22 protein-coding genes and 1 pseudogene are annotated in these 21,590 nt (G+C 72.5%); 9 read left to right on the forward strand and 14 right to left on the reverse strand.

All coding sequences use genetic code 11. The features are described from left to right. Positions 1-78: 78 nt before the first annotated feature. From BMY61_RS19720 to BMY61_RS19735, 4 genes are all read right to left on the reverse strand, one after another. The gene (locus tag BMY61_RS19720; RefSeq protein WP_052438567.1) at positions 79-1,185 is read right to left on the reverse strand and encodes a hypothetical protein; all 1,107 of its coding nucleotides are present in this window, start codon (positions 1,183-1,185) and stop codon (positions 79-81) included. Between the two features lie 174 nt (positions 1,186-1,359). Continuing rightward, entirely contained in the window at positions 1,360-3,618 is a 2,259-nt protein-coding gene (locus BMY61_RS19725) for a M9 family metallopeptidase (protein ID WP_075003978.1), read from the reverse strand. A 197-nt stretch (positions 3,619-3,815) separates the two neighbouring features. Beyond that, positions 3,816-4,757, reverse strand: a complete 942-nt coding sequence (locus BMY61_RS19730; RefSeq protein WP_042445705.1) for a LysR family transcriptional regulator — start codon at positions 4,755-4,757, stop codon at positions 3,816-3,818. A gap of 124 nt (positions 4,758-4,881) precedes the next feature. Then, positions 4,882-5,577 (reverse strand): AfsA-related hotdog domain-containing protein, encoded by a 696-nt coding sequence (locus BMY61_RS19735; protein ID WP_236655958.1) that lies wholly within the window; start codon positions 5,575-5,577, stop codon positions 4,882-4,884. Here BMY61_RS19735 and BMY61_RS47745 point away from each other — a divergent pair. Then, a pseudogene (locus tag BMY61_RS47745) lies at positions 5,498-5,781 on the forward strand (IS701 family transposase); the annotation flags it as partial. The gene BMY61_RS19735 and the pseudogene BMY61_RS47745 sit on opposite strands and share 80 nt — an antisense overlap. Positions 5,782-5,798: 17 nt before the next feature. On the opposite strand, the gene BMY61_RS19745 reads toward BMY61_RS47745, so the two are convergent. Continuing rightward, entirely contained in the window at positions 5,799-6,341 is a 543-nt protein-coding gene (locus tag BMY61_RS19745) for a hypothetical protein (protein WP_042445709.1), read from the reverse strand. Between the two features lie 495 nt (positions 6,342-6,836). Here BMY61_RS19745 and BMY61_RS19750 point away from each other — a divergent pair, with 495 nt between their 5' ends. Further along, on the forward strand, positions 6,837-7,934 hold the full coding sequence (locus BMY61_RS19750) for a hypothetical protein (protein ID WP_174514486.1): 1,098 nt from the start codon (positions 6,837-6,839) through the stop codon (positions 7,932-7,934). Positions 7,935-8,068: 134 nt separating this feature from the next. Here BMY61_RS19750 and BMY61_RS19755 read toward each other — a convergent pair whose 3' ends face one another. The 4 genes from BMY61_RS19755 to BMY61_RS46330 form a co-directional block, all read right to left on the reverse strand. Then, complete coding sequence (locus BMY61_RS19755) at positions 8,069-8,692, reverse strand: TetR/AcrR family transcriptional regulator (protein WP_042445711.1); 624 nt, start codon at positions 8,690-8,692, stop codon at positions 8,069-8,071. Continuing rightward, positions 8,685-9,521 carry a fatty acid desaturase family protein gene (locus BMY61_RS19760; RefSeq protein WP_082014926.1) on the reverse strand — a complete coding sequence of 279 codons (837 nt, stop codon included), beginning with the start codon at positions 9,519-9,521 and terminating at the stop codon, positions 8,685-8,687. The genes BMY61_RS19755 and BMY61_RS19760 overlap by 8 nt, the downstream gene beginning before the upstream one ends. Then, the gene (locus tag BMY61_RS19765) at positions 9,518-11,008 is read right to left on the reverse strand and encodes a phytoene desaturase family protein (protein ID WP_201777548.1); all 1,491 of its coding nucleotides are present in this window, start codon (positions 11,006-11,008) and stop codon (positions 9,518-9,520) included. Before BMY61_RS19765 ends, BMY61_RS19760 begins: the two co-directional genes overlap by 4 nt. Positions 11,009-11,127: 119 nt before the next feature. After that, positions 11,128-11,283 (reverse strand): hypothetical protein, encoded by a 156-nt coding sequence (locus BMY61_RS46330; protein WP_161791234.1) that lies wholly within the window; start codon positions 11,281-11,283, stop codon positions 11,128-11,130. Positions 11,284-11,366: 83 nt separating this feature from the next. Here BMY61_RS46330 and BMY61_RS19770 point away from each other — a divergent pair, with 83 nt between their 5' ends. The 4 genes from BMY61_RS19770 (at position 11,367) to BMY61_RS19785 (ending at position 15,658) form a co-directional block, all read left to right on the forward strand. Then, a complete protein-coding gene (locus BMY61_RS19770) occupies positions 11,367-12,317 on the forward strand; it encodes a tetratricopeptide repeat protein (RefSeq protein WP_042445716.1) in 951 nt (316 codons plus the stop codon). 8 nt (positions 12,318-12,325) lie between these two features. Next, entirely contained in the window at positions 12,326-14,053 is a 1,728-nt protein-coding gene (locus BMY61_RS19775; RefSeq protein ID WP_236655959.1) for a peptidase M16 family protein, read from the forward strand. Between the two features lie 102 nt (positions 14,054-14,155). Further along, complete coding sequence (locus tag BMY61_RS19780) at positions 14,156-14,983, forward strand: SAM-dependent methyltransferase (protein WP_042445717.1); 828 nt, start codon at positions 14,156-14,158, stop codon at positions 14,981-14,983. Between the two features lie 48 nt (positions 14,984-15,031). Then, on the forward strand, positions 15,032-15,658 hold the full coding sequence (locus BMY61_RS19785; protein WP_082014928.1) for an NIPSNAP family protein: 627 nt from the start codon (positions 15,032-15,034) through the stop codon (positions 15,656-15,658). A gap of 2 nt (positions 15,659-15,660) precedes the next feature. Here BMY61_RS19785 and BMY61_RS19790 read toward each other — a convergent pair whose 3' ends face one another. After that, the gene (locus BMY61_RS19790; RefSeq protein WP_042445912.1) at positions 15,661-16,341 is read right to left on the reverse strand and encodes a class I SAM-dependent methyltransferase; all 681 of its coding nucleotides are present in this window, start codon (positions 16,339-16,341) and stop codon (positions 15,661-15,663) included. Between the two features lie 74 nt (positions 16,342-16,415). Between BMY61_RS19790 and BMY61_RS19795 the strand changes: the two genes are divergently transcribed. Further along, entirely contained in the window at positions 16,416-17,339 is a 924-nt protein-coding gene (locus BMY61_RS19795; protein ID WP_201777549.1) for a helix-turn-helix transcriptional regulator, read from the forward strand. A 222-nt stretch (positions 17,340-17,561) separates the two neighbouring features. Next, a complete protein-coding gene (locus tag BMY61_RS46335; protein ID WP_161791235.1) occupies positions 17,562-17,714 on the forward strand; it encodes a hypothetical protein in 153 nt (50 codons plus the stop codon). 21 nt (positions 17,715-17,735) lie between these two features. On the opposite strand, the gene BMY61_RS19805 is transcribed toward BMY61_RS46335, so the two are convergent. Next, a complete protein-coding gene (locus BMY61_RS19805; protein ID WP_174514487.1) occupies positions 17,736-18,458 on the reverse strand; it encodes a type 1 glutamine amidotransferase family protein in 723 nt (240 codons plus the stop codon). A gap of 296 nt (positions 18,459-18,754) precedes the next feature. Here BMY61_RS19805 and BMY61_RS19810 point away from each other — a divergent pair, with 296 nt between their 5' ends. After that, positions 18,755-19,066 carry a hypothetical protein gene (locus tag BMY61_RS19810; RefSeq protein ID WP_042445722.1) on the forward strand — a complete coding sequence of 104 codons (312 nt, stop codon included), beginning with the start codon at positions 18,755-18,757 and terminating at the stop codon, positions 19,064-19,066. 25 nt (positions 19,067-19,091) lie between these two features. Here BMY61_RS19810 and BMY61_RS19815 read toward each other — a convergent pair whose 3' ends face one another. The 3 genes from BMY61_RS19815 to BMY61_RS19825 all read right to left on the reverse strand — a co-directional run. Further along, a complete protein-coding gene (locus tag BMY61_RS19815) occupies positions 19,092-19,670 on the reverse strand; it encodes a suppressor of fused domain protein (RefSeq protein WP_042445918.1) in 579 nt (192 codons plus the stop codon). A gap of 43 nt (positions 19,671-19,713) precedes the next feature. Beyond that, the gene (locus tag BMY61_RS19820) at positions 19,714-20,388 is read right to left on the reverse strand and encodes a GNAT family N-acetyltransferase (RefSeq protein WP_042445724.1); all 675 of its coding nucleotides are present in this window, start codon (positions 20,386-20,388) and stop codon (positions 19,714-19,716) included. Positions 20,389-20,565: 177 nt separating this feature from the next. Continuing rightward, positions 20,566-21,590, reverse strand: a 1,025-nt coding sequence (locus BMY61_RS19825; RefSeq protein WP_075003979.1) for an LLM class flavin-dependent oxidoreductase, incomplete at its 5' end; no start/stop codon positions are given.

Genomic DNA, 21,590 nt, shown 5'->3' on the forward strand with positions numbered 1-21,590 from the left:
CCCGGTCCCGCCGGACCGGGGAGGGCGGGTGCCAGGGCCCGTCCGGCGGACAGGCCCTGGTCCGACCGGGTGGACCGGTCAGTTCGCGGCGCTCCAGGTGGGGCTCTCGGCGATCGCCGTCAGCTGGGCGATGCTCAGCACCGGGGTCGGGCGCGTGCGGGTGCCGTCCGGGCCGACGCTGTTGAGGGCGATGACCGTGACGATGGAGTGCCCCCGGTACACGGCCACCCAGTACTGCTCGGTGCCCGCGTGGGGACCGGCGACCTTCTTGACGCCGAGCCAGCCACCGCCGGGCAGGGCCGTCGCGTGCGGGAACTGCTTGTGGAACCGGCTCGACAGGAAGGCCGCCGAGTTCGAGGAGTCGACGGTGTTGTAGACACTGCCGCGGCCGTGGGCGTCCCGCAGCACCATCGTGTTGCCGGGCTCGGGGAACATGCTTCCCGTGGCCCCGGAGATGCTGAAGCCCGCGGGGATCAGCCGGTAGAAGATCGCGCCGATGCCGTCGGGGCCGAACGGGGTGTTGAGGTTGCTCGGCTGGGCGTCGGCCGCGGGGATCTCGTTCATCACCCGGGTCCACACCGGGCTGGTGGCCGCGGCCTGCAGCTGGGCGAGCGTCAGCGGCGGGTTGACGCGGGTGGCGGGCTGCTTGTCGTAGACGGAGTTGGACTCCTGGAGCACGACCCGGCCGCCGTCGTGGCGGGCGTAGGTGGCGGTCCAGATGCGCTCCCAGCCGCCCTGCGGGTTCGGGTAGTCCTGCCGCGTCAGGTTGAGCACGGCGCCGCCGGCCAGGTGCTCCACGGTGCAGTGCCGGTTGCTGCCCGAAGGCCCGACCGGCTTGCAGGTGAACGGCTCCAGGTGGGCGTCGGGCCGGTTCCAGCGGGTGACGTCCACCCAGATGCCCGCCGGGCCGTGCCCGTCGTCGTACTTGACCCAGGCCGTCGGCTCGTACAGGCCGTCGCCGTAGGGGCTCGGCCACCCCTTGTCCTTGAGGCCGCGCCCGGTCCCGTCGCTGACCTTGCCGTGCGCGGGCAGCACGTGGGTGAGCAGGGCGACCATCTGCGGGCCGGTGACGCTGCCCCCGGCCGCGCTCTGCGCCGGGTGGGCGGCGGGCCGAGTGGCGGCCATCGCGCTCGGCAGCACCGCCCCGGCCGTGGCCACGGCCGCGGTCACGGCTGCGGCCGCCACGGCCCGCCGTCGTATGGACCGCCCGCGCGGTGCGGCACTCGTCTGATCAGGGATCACGCTTTGTTCCCTCACGTTCGTCAGGACGGGCCGGTGACCACCGTCGCGGTGGTCACCGAGCCCCTTCACTGACTGAACACGAACGACGTCGGGAAAACGTTGGGGTCGGTGTTCGGGTCAGTACCGCGTGGTGAGGGTGGCGCCGCTGAAGTCCGTCTGCGCGTACAGGCTGATGTAGCGGTATCCGGCCTGGGTGTTGCTGACGGTGAGCGTCTGCGTGGTGCCGTTGTCGAACGAGCCCTGGGTGTAGGTGCCGGGAGCGGCCCAGGTGTCCGGGTCGTAGAGGAGGTAGGCGGTGCCGGTGCCGCCGCTGGTGCTGACGGTCAGGGTCGAGGTGCCGGCCGGGAGCCAGAGCCAGTAGTAGGCGACGTTGCCCTGGGTCTCGGGCTGGACGGCCCGGTAGCAGTTCTGGCCCATCTCCTGGGGGTTGGTCGACGTGCACGGCGAGGCGCCGGTGGCGAGGGAGCCGAGCCAGGAGTCGAAGTCGGCATCGTAGGCGGTGCCGATGGAGTTGTAGACCGCGTAGCCGCCCGTGTAGTCGCCGGTGCGGAAGTGGGCCAGCATGGCGGCCACGACGTCGGGGTGACGTTCGACCATGTAGCGGACGGCGAGGTAGCCCCAGGCGTAGGTGCGGGTCTGGTCGCTGTTGGTGTAGGTGTTCTGGAAGAGCGTGCTGAGGGCGTAGGTGTGCTTGGGGGCCTCGCCCAGCGCCCAGGTGTCGGTGACGCCGCGGTAGGTGTAGGAGACGTACTCCGCGACACCTTCGATCCACCACACGTCGGGGACGGCGATCTGCTGCGAGAAGGTGCCCTTCATGTCGTAGCGGCCGTCGAGGGCGTGCGTGTACTCGTGGTTGAGGTTCCAGATCCGGGCGGTGAAGCCGTTGTCGGTGGGCCACTGGTAGGTCAGCGAGAGCGGCTGGTTGGTCGGGTCGGTCGGGTTGCCGACGAGGGTGATGCCGCCGTTGTTGGTGCTGACGCCGTAGATCCCGCCGGCGTAGGTCTGGTAGTCCTGCTGGCTGGCGAAGACGACCATCTGCAGGGACGACTCGTACTGGCCGGGGATGGGCCCGTTGTCCTTCACCAGGCCGTGGACGAAGGCGTCCTGGTGCTCCAGGCTGGTGCAGACGGCAGCGAGGTCGGCGGCGGTGAGCGACTGGGCGCGGATGGTGTGGGTGGCGTCGCAGGTGTGGCTGATCGGCAGTGCGGCGGCCGTCAGTTGCTGCGGCAGGTTGCACACGCCGTAGTAGGCGCAGTTGCCCTGGTCGTAGTAGGCGGCCATGCCGGCGACGCCGACCCAGAGCGGTGCGGTGGGGCCGGTGATGGAGGAGGCGTCGAGGAGGCCCTTGATCAGCGGGCGGACCGTGGCCTGCAGGGCCGCGTGCTCGATGAAGCGGGACGCCTCCAGGCCGGCGTTGGCGTCGAGGAACGACTGCGCGGTGCCGAGCAGGCCGGTGTGGTTCAGCGCGAAGGTGTCGAGGGTGGTGATGATGCTCGGATCGGCGGTGACGGCGGCGACGTAGTCCGGGTTCTGGTGCCCACGGAACAGCGGCGTGAACACGCTGTTGACGAAGTTCGTCATGTACCACGAGGAGTTGTACGCGCTGGTGTAGGCGTTCAGCACCCGCGCGTAGGTGCCCAGGTAGCGGGCCTGCAGGTTGGCGCTGTCACTGAGGATCATCATCTCGCCGGCGACCTGGCCGTTCCCGTCGCTGACGTCCAGGAAGTGCGGGCTCGCGACGAAGGTGTCCAGGGCCGAGGCCACCGCCCCGGTCAGCGTGGCGTCGTAACTGCCGACGTCGGTGCCGTCGTACCACTGCACGTAGTACCCGGCCTGCAGGAAATAGCCCAACTCGTAGGCGCCGCCCGAGTCGTCGCCGGTGTAGCCGGCCGCGACGCTCTTGAGGCCGTTGGCTATGGTCAGCATCTGGTTCTCGCTGAAGACCGCGGCGGCGGTCGGCCCGGTGAGCGGGAACAGCGTGTTGAGGCAGTCCTGGCCCGCGGACTCCACGAAGGAGACGAGTGCCGCCCCGGTTCTGCCGCTGAAGTCCGCCGGGGTGCAGGAGGCGGCGGTGGCTGCGGCGTGGGCGAGTGCGGCGTGCGTGTGCGGCTTGCTCCTGGGTGCGGTCAGCGGGCTGTGCGGGGGCAGCAGGGCGGCCGGCAGCCGATGGTCCTGCACGGCGGACTGGCTGGAGGTGCCGAGTGTGGCGGTCCCGCTGGGCGGCAGCAGCCGCGACACGGCGTGCGTCGGTTTGGGTCGGGGGGCCGGCCGGGTCGCCGGGGCGGCGAGGCTCGGTGTGGCGAGCAGGCCGACGAGGGCTGTGCTCGCTGCGGCGACGCCTGCCAGGAATCTGGGCAGACGCAAGGATTGACGCATGGTCAACTCCGGGCGGTGGGAGGGTCGGGTGGGGGACGACGCCCTCGTGCGGCTCGGGCGGGCGGGGCGCCGACGCACCGTCTCACGCGGTTCACCCGGCGTTCAATAGCGTGTGACATGCCATATGGCTCAATGGCCATGCGCTCCGTGCATGCCCTCCGTGCATGCCCCGACCGGTCGGGACGTGCGGCCGGCAGTCAGAGCCAGGAAGCGCAGGCCTGCAGGTGCGACGCCTGGGTGATCAGGTCCCGGTAGGCGGCGGTGGCGGCGCCGAGAAGCGTCTCCGCGAGCTCCTCGTCCACGCGGTCGCGGTGCCACAGCAGGACGTAGCGGCAGCGCAGCGGACGGCCGGTCAGCGGCTTGATGACGACACCCGGTACGGGGACGCGGGTGGCCTGGACCGCCGCCACTCCCAGCCCCTGGGCGACCATGTCCTGGAGCTGGAGCGTGTCGCCCAGGAACTCGTGGACCGGCGCCGGACGGAACCCGGCGTCCTGGCACGCCCCGTAGAACACCTCGTGCCACCCGGCCCCGTCGTCGGGGGTGAGAAACCAGGCGTCCTCGGCGAGCTCCCCGAGGGCCACCTCGGGACGCTGCCGCAGCCGGTGCCCGCTCGGCAGTGCGACGAACGACGGCTCTGTCACGATGCCCCGTCCGGTGACCGACTCCGGAAGGCACAGCTCCTGGCCCGGATAGTCCGCCGCGATCGCCGCGTCCAGCCGGCCCTGCTCCAGCAGCGCCACCATGGCGGGCGAGCCGTAGGCGCTGTTCAACTGCAGCCCCAGGTCCGGGAGTCGGCTGTGCACCCGGCTCACCATGCCCGGCAGGATCGGAGTGTTCGTCGCCGCGAGCCGCAATCCGGGGCGCGTGCCCCGGTGGCGGCTCGCGGCGCGGCGCGCGAGGGCGTCGGCGTGGGCGAGCACCTCGCCCGCCTCGGCGAGAAGTTCGGCGCCGTACGCGGTGGGCTCGACGCCGGACGGGCCGCGCTGGAACAGCGTCTCGCCGAAGTACTCCTCGATCCTGCGCAGTTGCCGACTGATCGCGGGCTGCGAGTAACCCAGCACCACCGCGGCCCGACTGACGCTGCCGGCTTCGGCGATGGCGCGGAGCGTGCGCAGGTGGTGCAGTTCCAGGTTCATCGCAGCATCCTCGTCGTCCCGCCCTCGCCGTCGCCGCATGCTAGCGCCGTGGCCGGCCAGGTCGACCGTGCTGTGCCGCCCCGTTCCGCCGCGCCTCGCACCCCGGGCCCCGCGCGCCGTGGCGTCACGGCAGGTCGAGGTCGACCTCCGCCACCGCGTCGCCGTCCTGCTCGAAGGTCACGCGGGCGCCGTGAGGGCGTGGCTCGTGCCGCAGCAGGACCGGGCCGTCCCACTCGCAGAACCGGGTGGTTCTCAGCGTCAGGCCCGGAACGGCGTCCGGGCGGGCCGTCGTCGAGCCGAGCAGGCGCGAGCACTGGCGGGCCGCCTCCAGCAGCACCATCCCCGGGACGTGGTCGCTGGGGTGGTCGAACCAGACCGGGTGGCCGTCGTCCTCCACGTGCAGGCGCAGCCGGCCCTCCGGGGTGCGGGCGAGCAGCACGTCGCAGGCGTCGCGGACCCCGACCTGGTCGGCGGTCGGGCGGAGCCCGGCGGCGGGGGAGGCGGCCGTCGGACGCGCGGCCAGCCGGGGGCCGCGCAGTCGGCGGTAGGCGGCGTCGGACACGACGGAGGCGTGCCCGGTGCACCGGGCGAACTCCACGCCGTCGTGGGAGAGGAGGGCCTCCAGGGTGAACCCGCGCAGTGGTCCGCGGGTGGGCTCGAGGTCGAGGCGGACCAGCGCCGTCAGGTCCCAGGCTCCGCTGTGAATGTGACGGCGCAGGTGGTGCGCGTCCGTCCGGGTCGAGCACCAGCTCCGACGGTGGACGTCGTGGCACCGCTGGGTCACCCTCGCGATGCTCGCGCACGCCTTTCTGGCCGTCACCAGTGCAGAAGAGCGCGGCCACCGGCCCGCTCCGACGGGTCCGGTCCCGCTGACCTGCAACGAGATCCAGCATCTCTTCGCGGCCCTGGCCGCCCGGCCCGCCCACGAGGTTGCCCACCGCCTCACTGGTCCCACTGGAGGCGACGCCATCAGGCCAGAGCGCGCCGCAGCCACAACGAGCGTCAGAGGACCGACCACCCGTGAGCGCGACAACAGATCGATCAGTCAGTGCACAGGATCCGGCGCTCGTGCGCTCTGGCATTCGGTCCGGTGCCAGGTCCGTCCGCCTCGTGCGCGGTGGGATCGGCCGCGCCGTCCATCAGCCCGGCCGCGTACATCATGGCCTCAGCGACCAGGCGTGCGTGGTCTTCCTCCAGGTCCGGCATGAAGTGGCGCAGGGTGTCGATCCTCGCCTGGCCCGACAAGCCTGCCGCGACGAGCAGGACGGCGCGCTCCGATCGCCCCGGACCGGTCGCCTCGAACGCGCGGCCGTCACGACTGAGCTCCAGCACCTTCGCCAGCGCCTCATCGAAGTGCGTGGACGCCCACGGACGCGGCCGATCGCCCTCCAGCCTGATGAAACCGTTGCCGACGAGCCACTGTCGCAGAGTGCCGACCTGGAAGATCAAGCGCTCGGCGGCTTCCACCTGCCACACCGTGCTCGCACCGCGCATCAGCAGCCGGTACAACTCATCGGGGTCTTCCGGAAGGTCTCCGCTCTCCGTCGCCATCGCGCCGCTACTCCCGACCTCGATCACCGCCATACCTGTGCCGCGCGATCGTACGCCACGCCCAGCAGCAAGATCGCGATCTACAGCTGGAGTACTAGGCTCCGTCCGACAAATGGTCACTGGGTCGTGGTGCGGCCCAGTTCAACTGCCTTGCCGTTCGGGGCACCAGCCGGTGATCCCGGGCCGGTGCCAGAACAGGCAGAACGAAGGCGACGGGAAGAGTCGCACGCCAGCGGCTTGCTGCTCGTACCGCCGGACTCGGGACGCTGGGAGGTAGTCCTTCAGGCCGGAGTGCACATCGCCTGAGCCGATTCGTGACGGACCCCGCCTCCGACGTCGGCGGCATGCCTCGTCGAGTGGCCGAGATTGAAGGCGTGCTGTCCGTCAGTCGGAGGCCGCGCCAGGGGCCGGTGAGCAGCGTGGTGTGACAGCCCTGTCGCGGCACTGATCCGTCGGGCGGCGTCGCACCTCCCCATAGGGTAGGACGTCAGGCTCTCGCATCGTTCGTCGTCCGTGGCTGGAAGAACCGTGACCATCTCCGTCCGTCTCGTCACCACCATCGCCGCTCCCATGGACCCGGCGTCCTCAGGGGCTCCGCAGGTCCTGCACTGGCCCGATCGCAGGTTTCTCGTTCAGCGTGACGACACCGAAGTGGTGGCCCTCGACATGGACGTGCTCCCCGCTGGTCGAGCCTCCGAGGTCCGTTTCCCGGCGCCCTGGCCGCGCCGCTTCGGATCGGTGACGGTGTCGCCGGAGCGGGATGCCGCGGTGTTCGCGGGCGTGCACGCGGTGCGTTCGGTGGACGCGACCGGTGCGACGCGCTGGGAGGTGCGGCATGGCTGCTGGTGCGGAGGTTGCCCGCTCTTGCACCCATCCTTCGACGCATACGCGCACGACGAAGACCATCTCTACGCTGACGGCGGCTCAGTCGCCGTGAGTGCGGGCGGCAGGCTTGTCTGGGCGCACGTCCGGGCACCGCTGGGCGGCGACGGGGACACGGAGGACGACCAGGAACTATGGGTGGTCTTGGACGCCATGGACGGAAGAGTCCTGGGGCGCGTGAACACCACGACCGCGGCCTCCCACTCCGAGCACACTCCCCATCTGGATCCGGCGCAGATGGGGCTGAGTGTCGGCGAGGGCGAGGAGGGATCGCCCGCGCTGTGGGGACGCTGGGACGGGCGGCAACTGACCGCCGCGCAGATCGGGTTCGATCTGGTCCTCCTCGCGGTGAGCCCGGCCGGCCGGCACCTCCTGACCGTCGACGCCGGGCAGTGGTCGCTCGGCCTCCACCGGGCGGAGGACGGCTCACTCCTGCGAGAACTGAACGCCCAGGGCACGGTGCCGTCGCACCCGCGTGACACGGGCGACGACAGGGTCTACTGGGACTACGACGCGGCCTTCGTGGATGAGAACACCATCGTTGCCGGCACCTCCGAGTGCGACGCCCCGCACGGCACGGCCCGCCATTGGCTGGTCGACGTGCAGGAGATGACCCTGCGCGGCGAAATCTCCTACCCCTTCCTTGTCTCCGGGCCGGCCCGTTCTGCGGGGGACGGCGCGTGGTACACGGTCTCCAAGGACCGGACGGCTGTGCATCTGTGGAAGTTGGCCGGCGAGATCTGACGCCGGCCGGGTCATGCCCTGACCGTTCGCCGAACGGCAGACCGACGTCGGGTTGACCGACGTCGGGAGCGCCGTGCGCGGGCGGTTACGTCTTCGGGCCGTCGAACGCTCCGCGGTGGTCGAAAGAGCCGTGGTCAGTGGCGTCTCCTGCGGACGCGCGGGATGCGGTCGAAGACGGCCGCCGCGCGCTCGGCCTGGGCGAAGAGGTCCGCAGGGCGGCTGCGGTCCTGGTCGAGGTGGGTGAGGGTCTCCAGGCCGAGGTAGAACGCCACCGCCGCGCGCGCCGCGACGGGGATCCTGACCAGGGTGGCGAGCGGCTTGCCGCGCAGCAGCGTGGTCAGCAGCTCCTCGGCCAGTTGCTCGAAGCGGGTGGTCTCGACGGCGAGCCGGTCGGCGAGCCGGGTGCCGGGGCGGGCGCCGCCGTAGATCTCGCAGACGGCGGCGACGTGACCGCTCGCCACGTCCTCGGCGTACAGCTCGCGCAGGATGCGGACGGCAGGGCGAGCCCGGTCGACTCCGTCGAGGGCCTCGCGGTAGCGGCCGAGACGGCCGGTGCAGCTGTGGGTGAGGGCGGCGACGATCAGGTCGTCCAGGTCGTCGAAGTGGTAGTAGATGACGCCGGGCGCGAAATCGCCGCACTGCGCGACCGCGCGGGCGGTGGTGCCGCCGAACCCGTGGGCGGCCAGGCAGGCCAGCGCGGCCTCGACGACGCGGGTGCGGGTGTCCGACCGGCGCTCGGTCCGTCCGGGCTCAGACAACGCGCACCGGCCGGACGCCGTGGCCGCTCAGGTAGCCGTCGAGACGGCGGGCCAGCTCCGGCAGGTGGTGGCTGGGGACCTCGGGGTACAAGTGGTGCTCCAGGTGGTAGGTCAGTTCCAGGAAGAGCGCCGGTACGAGGCGACCCCGCAGTGTGCGGGTCCAGGTCAACGGCGAGTCCCCGTAACCGTGGTGGGGAAGGTACACGGTCAGCAGCGGATACACCCAGCTGCCGACGGTGACCAGGCACGCGTAGAGCAGCACGCCGGGAGCGTCGGGCCACAGGAGCGCCCCGGCCGCGAACGCGACGAAGGGGGCCGCCGCCTCGGCGAGCAGCCACCGCCGTGCGGCGGCGGAGCCGGCGCGCCGGTAGGCCCACCACCACAGGCGCGGCAGGAAGACCGGGCCCTGGCAGATCGCGCCGAGCAGACCGAGGTCGGCCGGGGCTCCCTCGGGATCGTCGTGGTGCGGGAAGAACCCGTGGTGGCGGGTGTGCGTGGCCCGGTAGGCGTGACCGCTCTCCAGCAGGAAGAGCCCCAGGACGAACAGCGCCGCCTCCGTGGCCCGCGCGGAGAGGCCGAGCGTGCGGTGCACCACGTCGTGCGTCGTCGTCACGACGCAGACGAACACCGCGAAGACGAGCGGCGGTGTGGCCCACCACCATCCCAGCCCGGCGGCGACGGCGAAGAGCGCGACGCAACCGGCGGGACGGGTCAGTGCGACGATGCGCTGTCGGGGCGAGGTCCGCAGCAGGTCCTCGCCGAGCTCGGTCAACGTCGGCGCGTCGGACGGGCGGTGGCGCGGGTTGCGGGCGGCCGCCGGGGCGGTCACCGGCGGAACCCCCGCTCGCGCAGCATGCCCTCCGCGACGATCCGACTGGAGAGCACGCAGGCGACCGTCCCGAGACCGGGCCAGGTGGAGTCGCCCACGAGCCACAGTCCGCTGCCGCGTCCGGCGAGGTCGTGCGGAACGGCGTGCTGGTTGGCGTTGCCCGGGTGCTGGCGCGGGCCGCCCACGGCCCCGAACGGGCGCTGGGCGAACCGCGCGTAGGCCCGCGGTGTCGCCACCGAGGCGTAGACGGCACGTTCCCCCAGCTGCGGATAGGCCTGCCGGGCCCGGGCGACCAGGTGCTCGCCGAGCTCCTTCTTCCGCTGCTGGTACGCCGGTTCGTCCAGGCCCCGCCAGGAGGACAGCTCGGTGTGGGTGGAGAGCATCACGGCCCGGTGGCCGGGTGGCGCACTGGCCGTGTCGCCCGCGGCGGAGACGGACACGAACATGTTGTTCCCCTCCCCGAGCGGGCGCGTGTAGCTGTCCAGCAGTTGATGATGTGTCATCTCCTGGCCCGCGACCTCCCCCTCCGGCACGCCGAGGAAGACGACGCACGCGCCGCCGAGCGCGTCCGCGTCACGACGCACGAAGCGGGCGAGCCGCGCGGCGAGCGGGAGGCCCGCGCAGACGCGGGCGGCGCTCTGCGCGGGGACGGCGAGGACCACGCGGCGGGCGGCGACCACCCCGCGCCGGGTCGTGACCGTGTAGGCGCCCGGTCGGCCCGCCACCGCCGTGACCATGGACGCGAAGCGGATCTGCCCGCCCAGCTCGCGGTAGCGGGACAGCAGTCCGCGCCAGAACCCGTGCATCCCGCCGGAGTGCCGGTACAGTCCGGCGCCCCGGATGGTCACCCCGAGTGCGGCGTTGATCAACGGCGCCCGGTCCAGCCCCGCATGCACGGTGTCCTCCACGAGCATGGCGAGCAGGCCGGTCAGCGGAGCGTCCTCACGCAGGCCGTGACGGCGCAGCGCGTCGCCCATCGTCCAGGTGACGTACCGCGCCAGGGGCAGCTGGCCCAGTCCCACGGCCCGGGCGTCGCGCCAGGCCGTCGCGGGGTCGCGTACCGGCAGCGTCACGCCTGCGCGGCTGGCGCGCCAGAAGACGTCGGCCAGCTCGTCGAGCAGCGCCCAGAACCGCCGGTGCGCCTCGGTGTCACCGAGGACCCGCAGGCGCTCGGTGTGCCAGCGCTGCGGATCCCGGTACAGCACCAGGTCGCGGTCCGGGAGGAAGGCGCGGTAGCCGGGCAGCGGCTCCGCGTCCAGCGGACCCAGGCCCACGCTTGTCAGCAGTTCGGCGCCGACCCCGCCCGGGCCGAAGTCGACGAGCGTGGTCGCGCCCACGTCGAAGGAGAAGCCGCGCTTGCGGAACCAGCCCGCGCACCCGCCGGGATGGCCGTGCGCCTCCAGCACCACGGTCGACAGTCCGGCCGCCTGCAGCCGCAACGCCGTCGCCATCCCGGCCAGTCCCGCGCCGACGACCGCGACGTCCACCGCTCCGTCGGCCGGCTCACCATCTGTTCTCTGAACGGATGTTCTGAACATCTGTCCAAAGTCGACGCCGAGGCCGAAGGAGTCAATGGCGGGGCGTCAAGAAGGAGGTGCCTCTCCGTTTAGCGGGGCGCGGCGCCCGGCGCGGCGTCCGGGCGTTCCAGCTGCTCGGCGTCCTCGTCGGGGCGCGTGAACCGGCCGTCGCCGAAGACGTCGCCCAGCACCGGGCGATCGGGACCGACCGTCCGGAGCCCGACGATCCGGATTTCTTCGGACATACCCTCTGACCAGCCCCGACAGCGACAGCGGCCGAGCCGAAGCCGAGTGGGAGGACGCGGTCCCGCCTCGCTAGGATCCGGCCATGCCACCGGCCGCACCCCTGCCTCCGCCCGACTTCGACATCGTCTCCGCGCACCCGGAGGTCGGCTGGCTGCGCCAGGCCGCCGCGTCCGGCGACTGGCCCTCGATCCGCCAGTACGTCGCGTCGCTGCCGCCGGGAACGGACCGGACGTTCGTCGTGAAGGCCGTCGGCGAGGTCGCCGGGGTCGAGCATCCGCTGCGCCAGTTGGTGCACGCGGCACCGGACGACGTGCTCGCCCTGACGCTGCTCGGCACGCGCCTGGTCGAGATGGGTTCGGAGATACGCACCGCCAAGGGCGCCGAGCACGTCAGCCGCGAGCAGTTCGCCGCCTTCCACGAGCACCTGCGCCAGGCCGAGCCACTGCTGATCCGGGCCACCGCCCTCGACCCGACGTTCGACCCGGCCTGGGCCGAGCGGCTCAGCACCGCCAAGGGCCTGCAGCTCGGCCAGAACGAGGCCCGCCGCCGCTACGACCGCCTCGTCGCGGCCCACCCCGGCCACTTCACCGGGCAGGCCCGGCTGCTGCAGCAGCTGTGCCCCAAGTGGGGCGGCAACTGGGACGACGCCCACGCCTTCGCCCAGGAATGCCTGCGCACCGCGCAGCCGGGCAGCCTCAACGCCGGCCTGCTCGCCGAACTCCACCTGGAGCGCTGGCTCGACGCCGGACGCGGCGACAAGGGTGCCGCCTACCTGCGGCAGCCGCACGTCCTCGCCGAGCTCGTGCACGCCGCCGACTGCTCCGTCGCCCACCCGGCGTTCCGGCGCACCCACGGGTGGGTGACCGTGCAGGGCTGTTTCGCCGCCCTGTTCGCGCTGGCCGGCGACCAGCAGCGGGCCGCCTGGCACTTCCGCGCGCTGGGCAACCTCGCCACCAGCTACCCGTGGGGCTACCTGGGGAACCCCGCGCAGTCCTACACCAAGTACCGCGACGCCGCACTGGCGAGAGGCTGAGCCGACCCGTGAGCCCTTCCTTCCACTCCACCGAGGTCGACGGCATCCCGGCGCTGTTCGCCCACCGCCCCGGACCCATGCGGGCCGGCCTGGTCTTCCGTGTCGGCGTGGCCGACGAGACGCTGGCGAGCACCGGGATCACCCACCTGACGGAGCATCTCGCGCTGCACCGGCAGGGCCTGGCGGACTACCACTTCAACGGCGTCACCAAGGCCACCTTCACCCACTTCCTCGTCGAGGGCGACCAGCGCGAGGTCGTCGCCTACCTCAACGGCGTCTGCTCCTCCCTCGTCGACCTTCCGATGGACCGGCTGGAGGTGGAGAAGGAGATCCTGCGTACCGAGGCGGCGAGCCGCAATCCGGGCCAGCTCCCACTGTGGCGCTACGGCGCCCAGGGGCACGGGCTCATCAGCTACCCCGAGTGGGGCCTCGGCCCGCTGCGGCCCGACGACGTCCGCGCCTGGGCCGACCAGTGGTTCACCCGCGACAACGCGGTGCTCTGGATCGCCGGTGAGCAGTTCCCGGCCGGGCTGGATCTCAAGCTCCCCGCCGGTGCCTGGCGCCCGCTGCCCCCCGTCACCAGCGCCCTGCCGACCACGCCCGCGTACTTCTCCGACGGCAAGGGCGGCGTCCTCGCCGACTTCCAGGTCACCGAGTCCATCGCGGCCGAGGCCTACGCGGCGGTCCTGGAACGCGAGTTGTTCCGCGCGCTGCGCCAGGAGGGCGGCTGGTCCTACACCGCCGCCACGGACTACGTCGCGCGCGGAGACGGCTACGCGATGCTGACCGCCTTCGCCGACGCGCTGCCCAAGAAGCAGGATGCGGTGCTGGGCGGGTTCGTCGACGTGCTGGCCAAGCTGCAGGTCGGGCGCATCGAGCAGGCGGACCTGGACGCGGCCCGCAGCCGTCTCGACGCCGCCCTGACCGCGCCCGACGCGGCGGCCAAACGCCTGCCCGGCGCCGCCGAGAACTACCTGACGGGCCGCCCGGTCGTCGAACTCGACCAGGTCCGGGCCGAGCTGTGGTCCCTCACCCCGGCCCACCTGCACGCCGTGGCCACCGAGGCGGCGGGCACGGCGCTGCTGCAGGTGCCGTCCGGGCACGGAGCGAAGTGGGCCGGCTTCGTGCCCGCGCCCACCCAGTCGACCGGCGCGGTCGCCGGGCGCAGCTTCCCGTCGGTCGCGAAGGACGGGACGGCGCTCGTCGTGGGGCCGGAGGGCGTGAGCTTCACCGCGCCCGATCTGTACGTGACGGTCCGCTACCGCGACTGCGCCGCAAAGCTCAGCTGGCCCGACGGCGGGCGCCGCCTGATCGGCACCGACGGCCTCACCGTCGAGATCGAGCCCGCGCAGTACGGCCTCGACGCCCAGACGATGGCCGGCGTCGACGCCGCCGTCCACCCGTCCGCCACCGTCTGGCTGCCTCCGCGCCAGAACCGCCCGCAGGTCAGGACCTCCGCAACGCCGGCTGCCGCCACGAACGCGGTGGTGAGCGGCAGCGGGAAGGGGAAGCGACCGACCACCGAGCGGACCCGCGCGCAGACCGTGGTCCTCGTCGTGTTCCTCCTCCTGTCGATCCCGTGGTCCGGGCTCGCGCTGCTGGTCACCGCGTTCGGCGCCAGTGATCCGCAGACCAGCACCAGCGACTGGATCGTCGTGACCGTCTTCTTCTGGGTGGTCGCCGCCCTGCTGGCCTGGCCGGCGATCCGCGTCCTGCGCCGCACCCGGCGTCGGTGACGGGCCGGAAGTTGCCTGGAAGATCAAGGACTTGACTAGACTCTGGGACGGAAGAACAGGCCGAGGCGGGGAGTGCGGACGATGAGCGCGGGGGATCTGGTTATGGGAGGTCCGGGTCAGGACGGGCCGCTCAGCACCCGGATACGGCAGGACGTGCCGCACAGCGCCCGGATGTACGACTACTTCCTCGGCGGCAAGGACCACTACGCGGTGGACCGCGAGGCCGCCGAGCGGGTGCTCCAGGTCTTCCCCAACATGCGGACCGCCGTCCGGGCCAACCGGGCGTTCATGCGCCGCTCGACCCGGGCGCTGGCCCAGCAGGGCCTGCGGCAGTGGCTCGACATCGGGACGGGCATCCCCACCTCCCCGAACCTGCACGAGGTGGCGCAGTCCGTGGCCCCGGACGTGCGGGTGGTGTACGTGGACAACGACCCCGTCGTCCTCGCCCACTCCCGGGCGCTGATGACCAGCCGCCCCGAGGGCCGTACGGCCTACCTCCACGGCGACGTGCACGATCCCGCCGCGATCCTGGGCGCCCCGCAGCTGGCCGAGACACTCGACCTGGGTCGGCCGGTGGTGCTGTCGATGGTGGCCCTGCTGCACTTCGTGCCGGACCTCGCCGAGGCCCGGTCCATCGTCGACCGGCTGCTGGCACCGCTCCCGACCGGCTCCGCGCTGGTGCTCTCGCACGCCACCGCCGAGCTCGACCCCGAGGGCGCGCCGAAGGTCCAGGAGATCTACAACGCCGCCGGCACCAGCTTGCAGCTGCGCTCGCAGGCCGAGTTCGCCACGCTCTTCGAGGGCCTGAGGCTGTTGGAGCCGGGCATCGTCACGGCCCACCGCTGGCGTCCCGACGACGCCGACCCGCTGCCGGTCGGCGTGACGGACGCGCAGGTGTCGTTCTATGCGGCGGTCGGGATCAAGGAGTAGAGATCCACTGACAGGAGATGTCAGGAGAGCCCGCCTAGCCTGCGGCGCATGGACGACTTCTCCTCCTCCCTCTCCTCTCTCGGCCTCGACACCGACCTCGGCCACGGCTTCGGGCGCACGGGCATCGTGGAGCTTCGGCAGTACACGCTGCACCCGGGTGCCCGGGAGACCCTGATCGAGCTGTTCGAGCGCGAGTTCGTGGGCGGCCAGCAGGCCGTCGGGATCGCGGTCGGCGGCCGGTTCCGCGACCTGGACGACCCGGACCGCTTCGTATGGCTGCGCGCCTTCCCCGACATGGCCCACCGCCGCCGCGCGTTGGAGGCCTTCTACTACGGCCCCGTCTGGCGCGCGCACCGGGACGTGGCCAACGCCACCATGGTCGACAGCGACAACGTCCTGCTGCTGCGCGGCCCGGGCTTCACCGTCCCGTCGGGCACGGGCGAGGTGACCGCGACGATCTGCCACCCGTCGGACGAGACCGCTTTCGACGCCTACGCCGCACAGCACCTCACGCCTGGCCACGCGCTGCACCGCACCGAGCACGCCGAGAACGACTTCCCGGCGCTGCCGGTGCGCACGGGAGAGGAGGTCCGGGTCTGGTTCGGCGGGGCCGAGCCCGCACCGTGGCCGTCGCAGCGGCTGCGGCTGGAGCCCGTCAGCACGCTTCCGTCGTAGCGTCAGGACGGACGGAGGGCCTGGTAGTAGTTCACCCGGCCGAGGACGGGGTGCCGGCTCGTGGTGACGAGAACGGCGTCGAGGCCGGCCGCCTCCAGCAGCGGCAGTACCTGGTCGTCCGTGCCCTCCTCGGCCTCGAAGTGGCCCGACTTCATCAGGCGGGAGGCCAGGTAGCCGTGCAGCCCGGCTCTCGTGCCGGTGAAGTCGACCAGGTGCAGCCGGCCTCCCGGGCGCAGGACGCGCCGGACCTCGGCGGCGGCCTCGGCCTTCGCCTCGTCGTCGAGGTGGTGGAGCATCAGCGCGGACAGCACCTGGTCGAAGTCGCCGTCGGCGTAGGACAGGCGCTGGGCGTAGCCGGCCTCGAAGCGGATGCCGGCGAGTCCGGCGGCCTTGCGTCGGGCGACGTCCAGTGCGAGGGGATCGGGGTCGGAGCCGGTCAGGTCGACGCCCGGATGGGCCCGCTTGGCGGCCAGGGTCAGGTTGCCGGTGCCGCAGCCGATCTCCAGCACACGCAGTCCGTCGGTGAGGCCCGCTTGGGCGATCAGCGTCCGGTGGAGCCTGCCCGCGCCCAGCAGTGCGGTGAGCCGGTCGTAGAACGGCAGCAGCGCGTCACGCCCGGCGGCGGGCAGGTAGTCGTGGTTCCGGGCCCCCGTCGGAGCGGGAGTGGGATGATTCTTCGCCATGTCCTCCATGGTGATCCGCAGGTTGGGTGCACAGTCGGTGGATTCTCGGCAGAACTCGGACTATCTTCGGTACCGTGCCAGCCGACATGGCGAGCCCGGTCCGCTACCGGGCCGGAGTGCCCGTCTACGCCTACCGGGTCGGTCCCGCGACGCCGCCGGTGTCGGTGCTGCGGTTCGATCCGGGGAGGCAGCCCGGACACGGACGGCGCCACATCCACGACTTCCCGGTGCTCATGTACGTCGAGCGCGCCGGGCGGGGCGAGGCGGCCGGTGCGCTCGGCCCGCTCGGGCCGCTCGGGCCGGTGGTGGACGGTGACGCCTTCGTGGTGGCCCCCGGCGCGGTGATCGACCCGACCGCCGTCGCCGCCTTCAGCATCGGCCAGGGCGTGTTCTTCGATCCCACGGCGCTCGGCAGCGACGAGCAGGCGCCGTGGTCGCCCTGGCGGGCGCATCCGCTTCTGCTCCCGTTCCTGCACCGCATCCCGGGCGGGCTGCTGCGCCTGCACGTGCCACCGGCCCGGCAGCCCGTCTGGGCGGCGACGATCGCCGCCATCGAGACCGAGCTCGCCGAGCGGGCGGAGGGCTACCGGCAGGCCGTCCTCGCACACCTGACCCTGCTCCTCGTCGACGTCGCCCGGCTGGCCACGGACGTGGTCGCCGACCTGCGGCGCAGTAACGAACCGCTGCTGGCCGAGGTGTTCGAGGTGATCGAGCGGCGCTTCGCCGAACCCCTCTCGCTGCGCGACGTCGCCGACGCCGTCGGACTGAGTCCGGGGCACCTGACCACGGTGGTGCGGCAGCGCACCGGACGCACCGTCGTCGACTGGATCACCGAGCGCCGGATGGCACAGGCGCGGCGACTGCTGTCGGGCACGGACCTCCCCGTCGCCGAGATCGCCCGCCGGGTCGGCCTGCCGGACCCGGGCTACTTCGCGCGCGTCTTCCGCGCCGCCCACGGCACCACCCCGCGCGCCTGGCGCCGCGACACCCACGGGTGAGTCCGTCTGTCCGGCACTTGATCCGTGGAGTGCCGAGTGCCGACCGGGCGCGGGCCACCGTCCAGGCGGGGGAGCGGCTGGACCCGCTTGCGCGCGACAGCCCCGGCGGCGTCGGCGGCGTCGACGGCGTCGGCAGGTAGAGGCGCGCTTGAGTGTGTGCGTGTCGGTCCGTCCGCGCCGCCTAGACTCGACCGTGTGGCCGACCTGCACGACGCTGACGCTGTGACAGCCGCGAATGCCGAGATCGAGGCGTTCATACGGCGGTGCGGCGGACGCATCCCTGACACTGCCCAGCCCGAGTACCAGCGACTCGTCCGCGCCTACCTCCGTGCCGTCAACGGCGGCGAGGGCGAGAACCAGCCGCTCGCCGCCTAGCTCGGCCGAACCGCGGACCGCCTACACGGTGAAGGTCTCGCCGGAGCGGTAGGCGCGCAGGGTGATGTCCCGGTGGGGGCCCTCCGCGCGCACGACGTGGACGCGGCCCGGACCGGAGACGTGGGCCGTTTCGCCGTCGACGGTGACCAGGGTGTTCTCGTCGATCGCCACGCCACAGGGCGCCGCGCCGACGGCGACGGCCTCGATGAGGCGGGGGAGCGTCCCCCACTGCGCGGCGTGCACCTCGACCGTGAAGGGGAGGAGCCCGAGGCCCGGACGGACCTCGATCTCCTCCAGGTCCTCGGCGGTCTCCTCCGGGCAGATCGCGGTCCCCTGCGACAGCCAGCCCCCGACGAGCGCCGCGTCCGCGGCGACGGCGGCGCCGGCCGAGAAGCCGGCGTACGGGATGTTCCGGGTGGTCAGCAAGGAGCGCACCTCGGCGCGGACCGGGGCCAGCACCTCCTGGTACGCCGGGGTCAACCCACCGCAGACCAGCAGCGCGTCCGCGCCGTCCAGCGACGCGGGATCGAAGGCACCCCCGACGGGCACCAGGACCGGAACGGGCCTGCAGGGAGCGACCTTGCGCAGTGCGGCCTCGAACCGTGCGAAGTACTCGGGGCCGTCGCCCTCGTCGATCAGCAGACACGCCACCACCGGCTCCGGCCCGGCGGCGGTGAGGAACGGCCCGTAGACCTGATCCGCCGCCTCGTCGTTCCAGCCCCCGCCGATCAGATACGTGGTCAACTCGGTTCCCTTTTCGCCGTTCGTGCCGATTTCCCCTGCGGTGCAGCCTCGGACCCTAGCAAGCCGCCGAGCACCGGGGCGAAGGCATTTGCGGGCGGCCCTGCCGTCACAGGCCTCGAGGGCGAGGCCCTGCACAGAAGAATGCGGTCGCTGTCGTCCAGGAGGAGCGCACCGACCCCGTGGCGCAGCTTCGTCGAACGCACCCCGACACGCGACCCGGGACACGGCACAGCGCGCCCGCCGCGCGGCAAGCTGAGACTGTCGGGCGGATCGCGGAGGAAGCGAGGAGTGCACGGATGGCGGCGACGTTGACGGTGACGCACAAGTCGATCGGGGCCGAGGTCCGGCGCGGAGCGTACGACGTCCTGGTCGACGGGCGGCGGGTCGGGGCGGTCGAGATGAACCAGACCTTCGAGACCTCGCTCGAACCCGGCCCGCACACGCTCCAGGTCCGAGAGGGCCGCAAGGCCAGCGGAGTCGAGGCGTTCGAGGCCGCGGACGGCGCGACCGTCGCGTTCCGGTGCACGGGCAAGAGGTTTCTGCCGCTGTTCCTCGCGTCGTTCGTGGCTCCCCGGCTGGCGCTCGTGCTCAGGCGCGTGCAGGCGTAGGGGGCGGACCGGCAAGCGGACCGGGTCAGACGACGGAGTCCCGCCTCGGGTCGACGGGGTTGATGGCCTGCTCCTCGAAGCGGACCTCGAGGGCCTCGAGCCCCTGCTCCCGGCGGAAGTCCTTCTCGGCCTCGGTGATCGGCAGCAGCCACAGGATCCGGGCGTGGGCCCCGCCCTCCCAGTTGCAGACCTCGAAGTCGGGCCCGAAGGGGTAGGGCAGGCTCACCAGGTAGTGGTCGCAGGCGGAGTCGTCGAGCCATGGCCTGCCGATGGGCACCGTGTGTCCGACGTCGAGGCGCTGGGTGGCCGGCCCGCAGTGGTAGTAGGCGTTCATGGTGATGCTCTCCCGGTTGAGCCACTCGTCACGCGGCGCCGCGAGACAGAACTCCAGGCCGTGCCCGTGGTGCTGCGTGGCCTCCCAGCAGCCCGAGGTGACGTACAGCCACCAGTCGCCGGCACGCGCCGGATGGACCCGCAGGATCCGGAAGCCAGGCACGAGGGCCTTGATCGGCCCCCTGACCCCCGGGAGTTCGTCGACGGTGCGTCCGGGAAACCTCTGTCGGAGGTGGGCGAGGAGAGCGGCACGTGCGGCGTTGTCGGACACCCGAGCATGATGCCCGAAGGCGTGGCCGCCGACCTGCCCGGGGTCATCCCGGGTGCCCGTCCGCGCCGTGGTCGTCGGGCAGCCCGAACAACGGCAGACACGGGGCCAGGCCGCTGACCGACACGGGGACCTGCTCGTGCTCCCGCCAGCGGTCACGCGTCAGGCGCAGGCGCCGTGAGGTCACGGGACGGCCGCGGACCACGTGGTGTCCGACGCCGTCGAGGTCGTAGCCGAGCTTCCGGGACACGGCGAAGGAAGTGTCGTTGTCGGCGAAGGCTCCGGATGTTGCCTCCCGTGCGTCCAGGCCGCCGAAGGCCAGGCGCAGGACGGCGGCGCGCATCTCCGTGCCGATCCCGCTGCCCTGGTGCCGTGCGCCGAGCCAGGAGCCGGTCCTCACCTGCCGAAGGACGGCGAAGTCGCGGGCGGCGACGGTCTGCAGGCCGACCACCTGGCCCTCCGCGAAGACGGCGAGGTTCAACGCCCAGTTGTCCGGCGACCAGGTCCCCCGGCGCAGCCAGTGGTGCTGCACCACCGAGCGGGCCCGCTGCGCCGGGGGCAGGTCGGTCCACGGCACGAGGAAGGGCATCCGGTCCGGGGCGTGGATGCCTTCGGCCGCGAGGTCGGCCAGGGCGGCCAGCTCGTGGTCGTCGGGAAGGCGGAGCTCCAGGCGCGGCGTGGTGAGACGCAGCCCCAGGAGGGGCCAGTGATCGATCAGCATGCGTCATTGTCGGAGACGACGACGGTGCCGGGCATCCGATTTCCTCGGCGATTCAGGAGCCTCACGCATCCAGGCGTGCCTGTTCGTGGTCGGTGTGCCACTGCTCCCACTGCCGGGCGAAGTCGTCGTCCCCGGAACGGCTTTCGTGGCTGGTCGTCATGGCTGCTCCTGTTCGGGTCATCGCCGCTCCCACTCCTCGGCGAGCAGCTCGTAGGAGTGGATGCGGTCCTCGTGGTCGTGGGTGATGGTGGTGATGATGAGCTCGTCCGCGCCGGTGGCGTCGCGCAGGGTTTCCAGCTGGTCGGCGACCTGCCGCGGGGAGCCGACGAACTGGGTGTCGGTGCGGTCGACCACCAGCGCCCGGTCGGCGTCGGTCCAGGTGTGGTCGCGGGCCTCGGCCGGGGTGGGGAAGGGGATCGCGCCGTCGCCGCTGCGGATGCTGCGCACCCACGGGCCGTAGCCGGCGGCGAGTTCGCGCGCGGTGGCCTCGTCCTCGGCCACCACGACGTCGGCGGAGACGCTGACATGGGGGCGGTCCAGCTCGACGGAGGCGCGGAACGCGGCGCGGTAGGCGTCGACGGCCTCCAGGACGGTGGCCGGACTGACGTGGTAGTTGGCGGCGAAGCGCAGTCCGTGCGCACCGGCGACCTCGGCGCTGATGCCGGCGCTGCTGCCGAGGATCCACACCTGGAGGTCGGCGCCCTCGCCGGGCACGACATGCGCCTCGACGCCGTCGGCCGTCGCGTACGTACCGGCGAGCAGGGCGAGGATGTCGGCGATCTGTTCGTCGTAGGGCTGGGACTGCGCGCCGGGCAGTTGGAGCAGCCGCTGGTGCAGGGCGAAGCGCGGGTGCCGCAGCAGGTGCTCGTACGAGAACCGGGGCGGGATCCGCAGGCCGCCCGGGGTGAGGCCGTCGACGACGGGCGCGCCGCCGCCGACGAGGGCCGGCTCGCGGGCAGGGACCCGCGGGGCGGCGGCCTTGGGGGCGCCGGAGCCGCCGGAGCGGCCGAGGCCGAGGTCGAAACGGCCCGGGTGGAGGGCGTCGAGCAGGCCGAACTCCTCGACGGTGGCCAAGGCGGTGCGGTGGCCCAGCTGGACGGCGCCCGCGCCGAGGCGGATGGTCGAGGTCGCGGCCGCGGTGAGGGCCAGGACGACGGCGGGGGAGGTGCCGGCGACACCGGGGTTGAGGTGGTGCTCGGCGA

It is taken from the genome of Streptacidiphilus jiangxiensis (genome assembly GCF_900109465.1).
GTDB classification, from domain to species: Bacteria; Actinomycetota; Actinomycetes; order Streptomycetales; family Streptomycetaceae; genus Streptacidiphilus; species Streptacidiphilus jiangxiensis.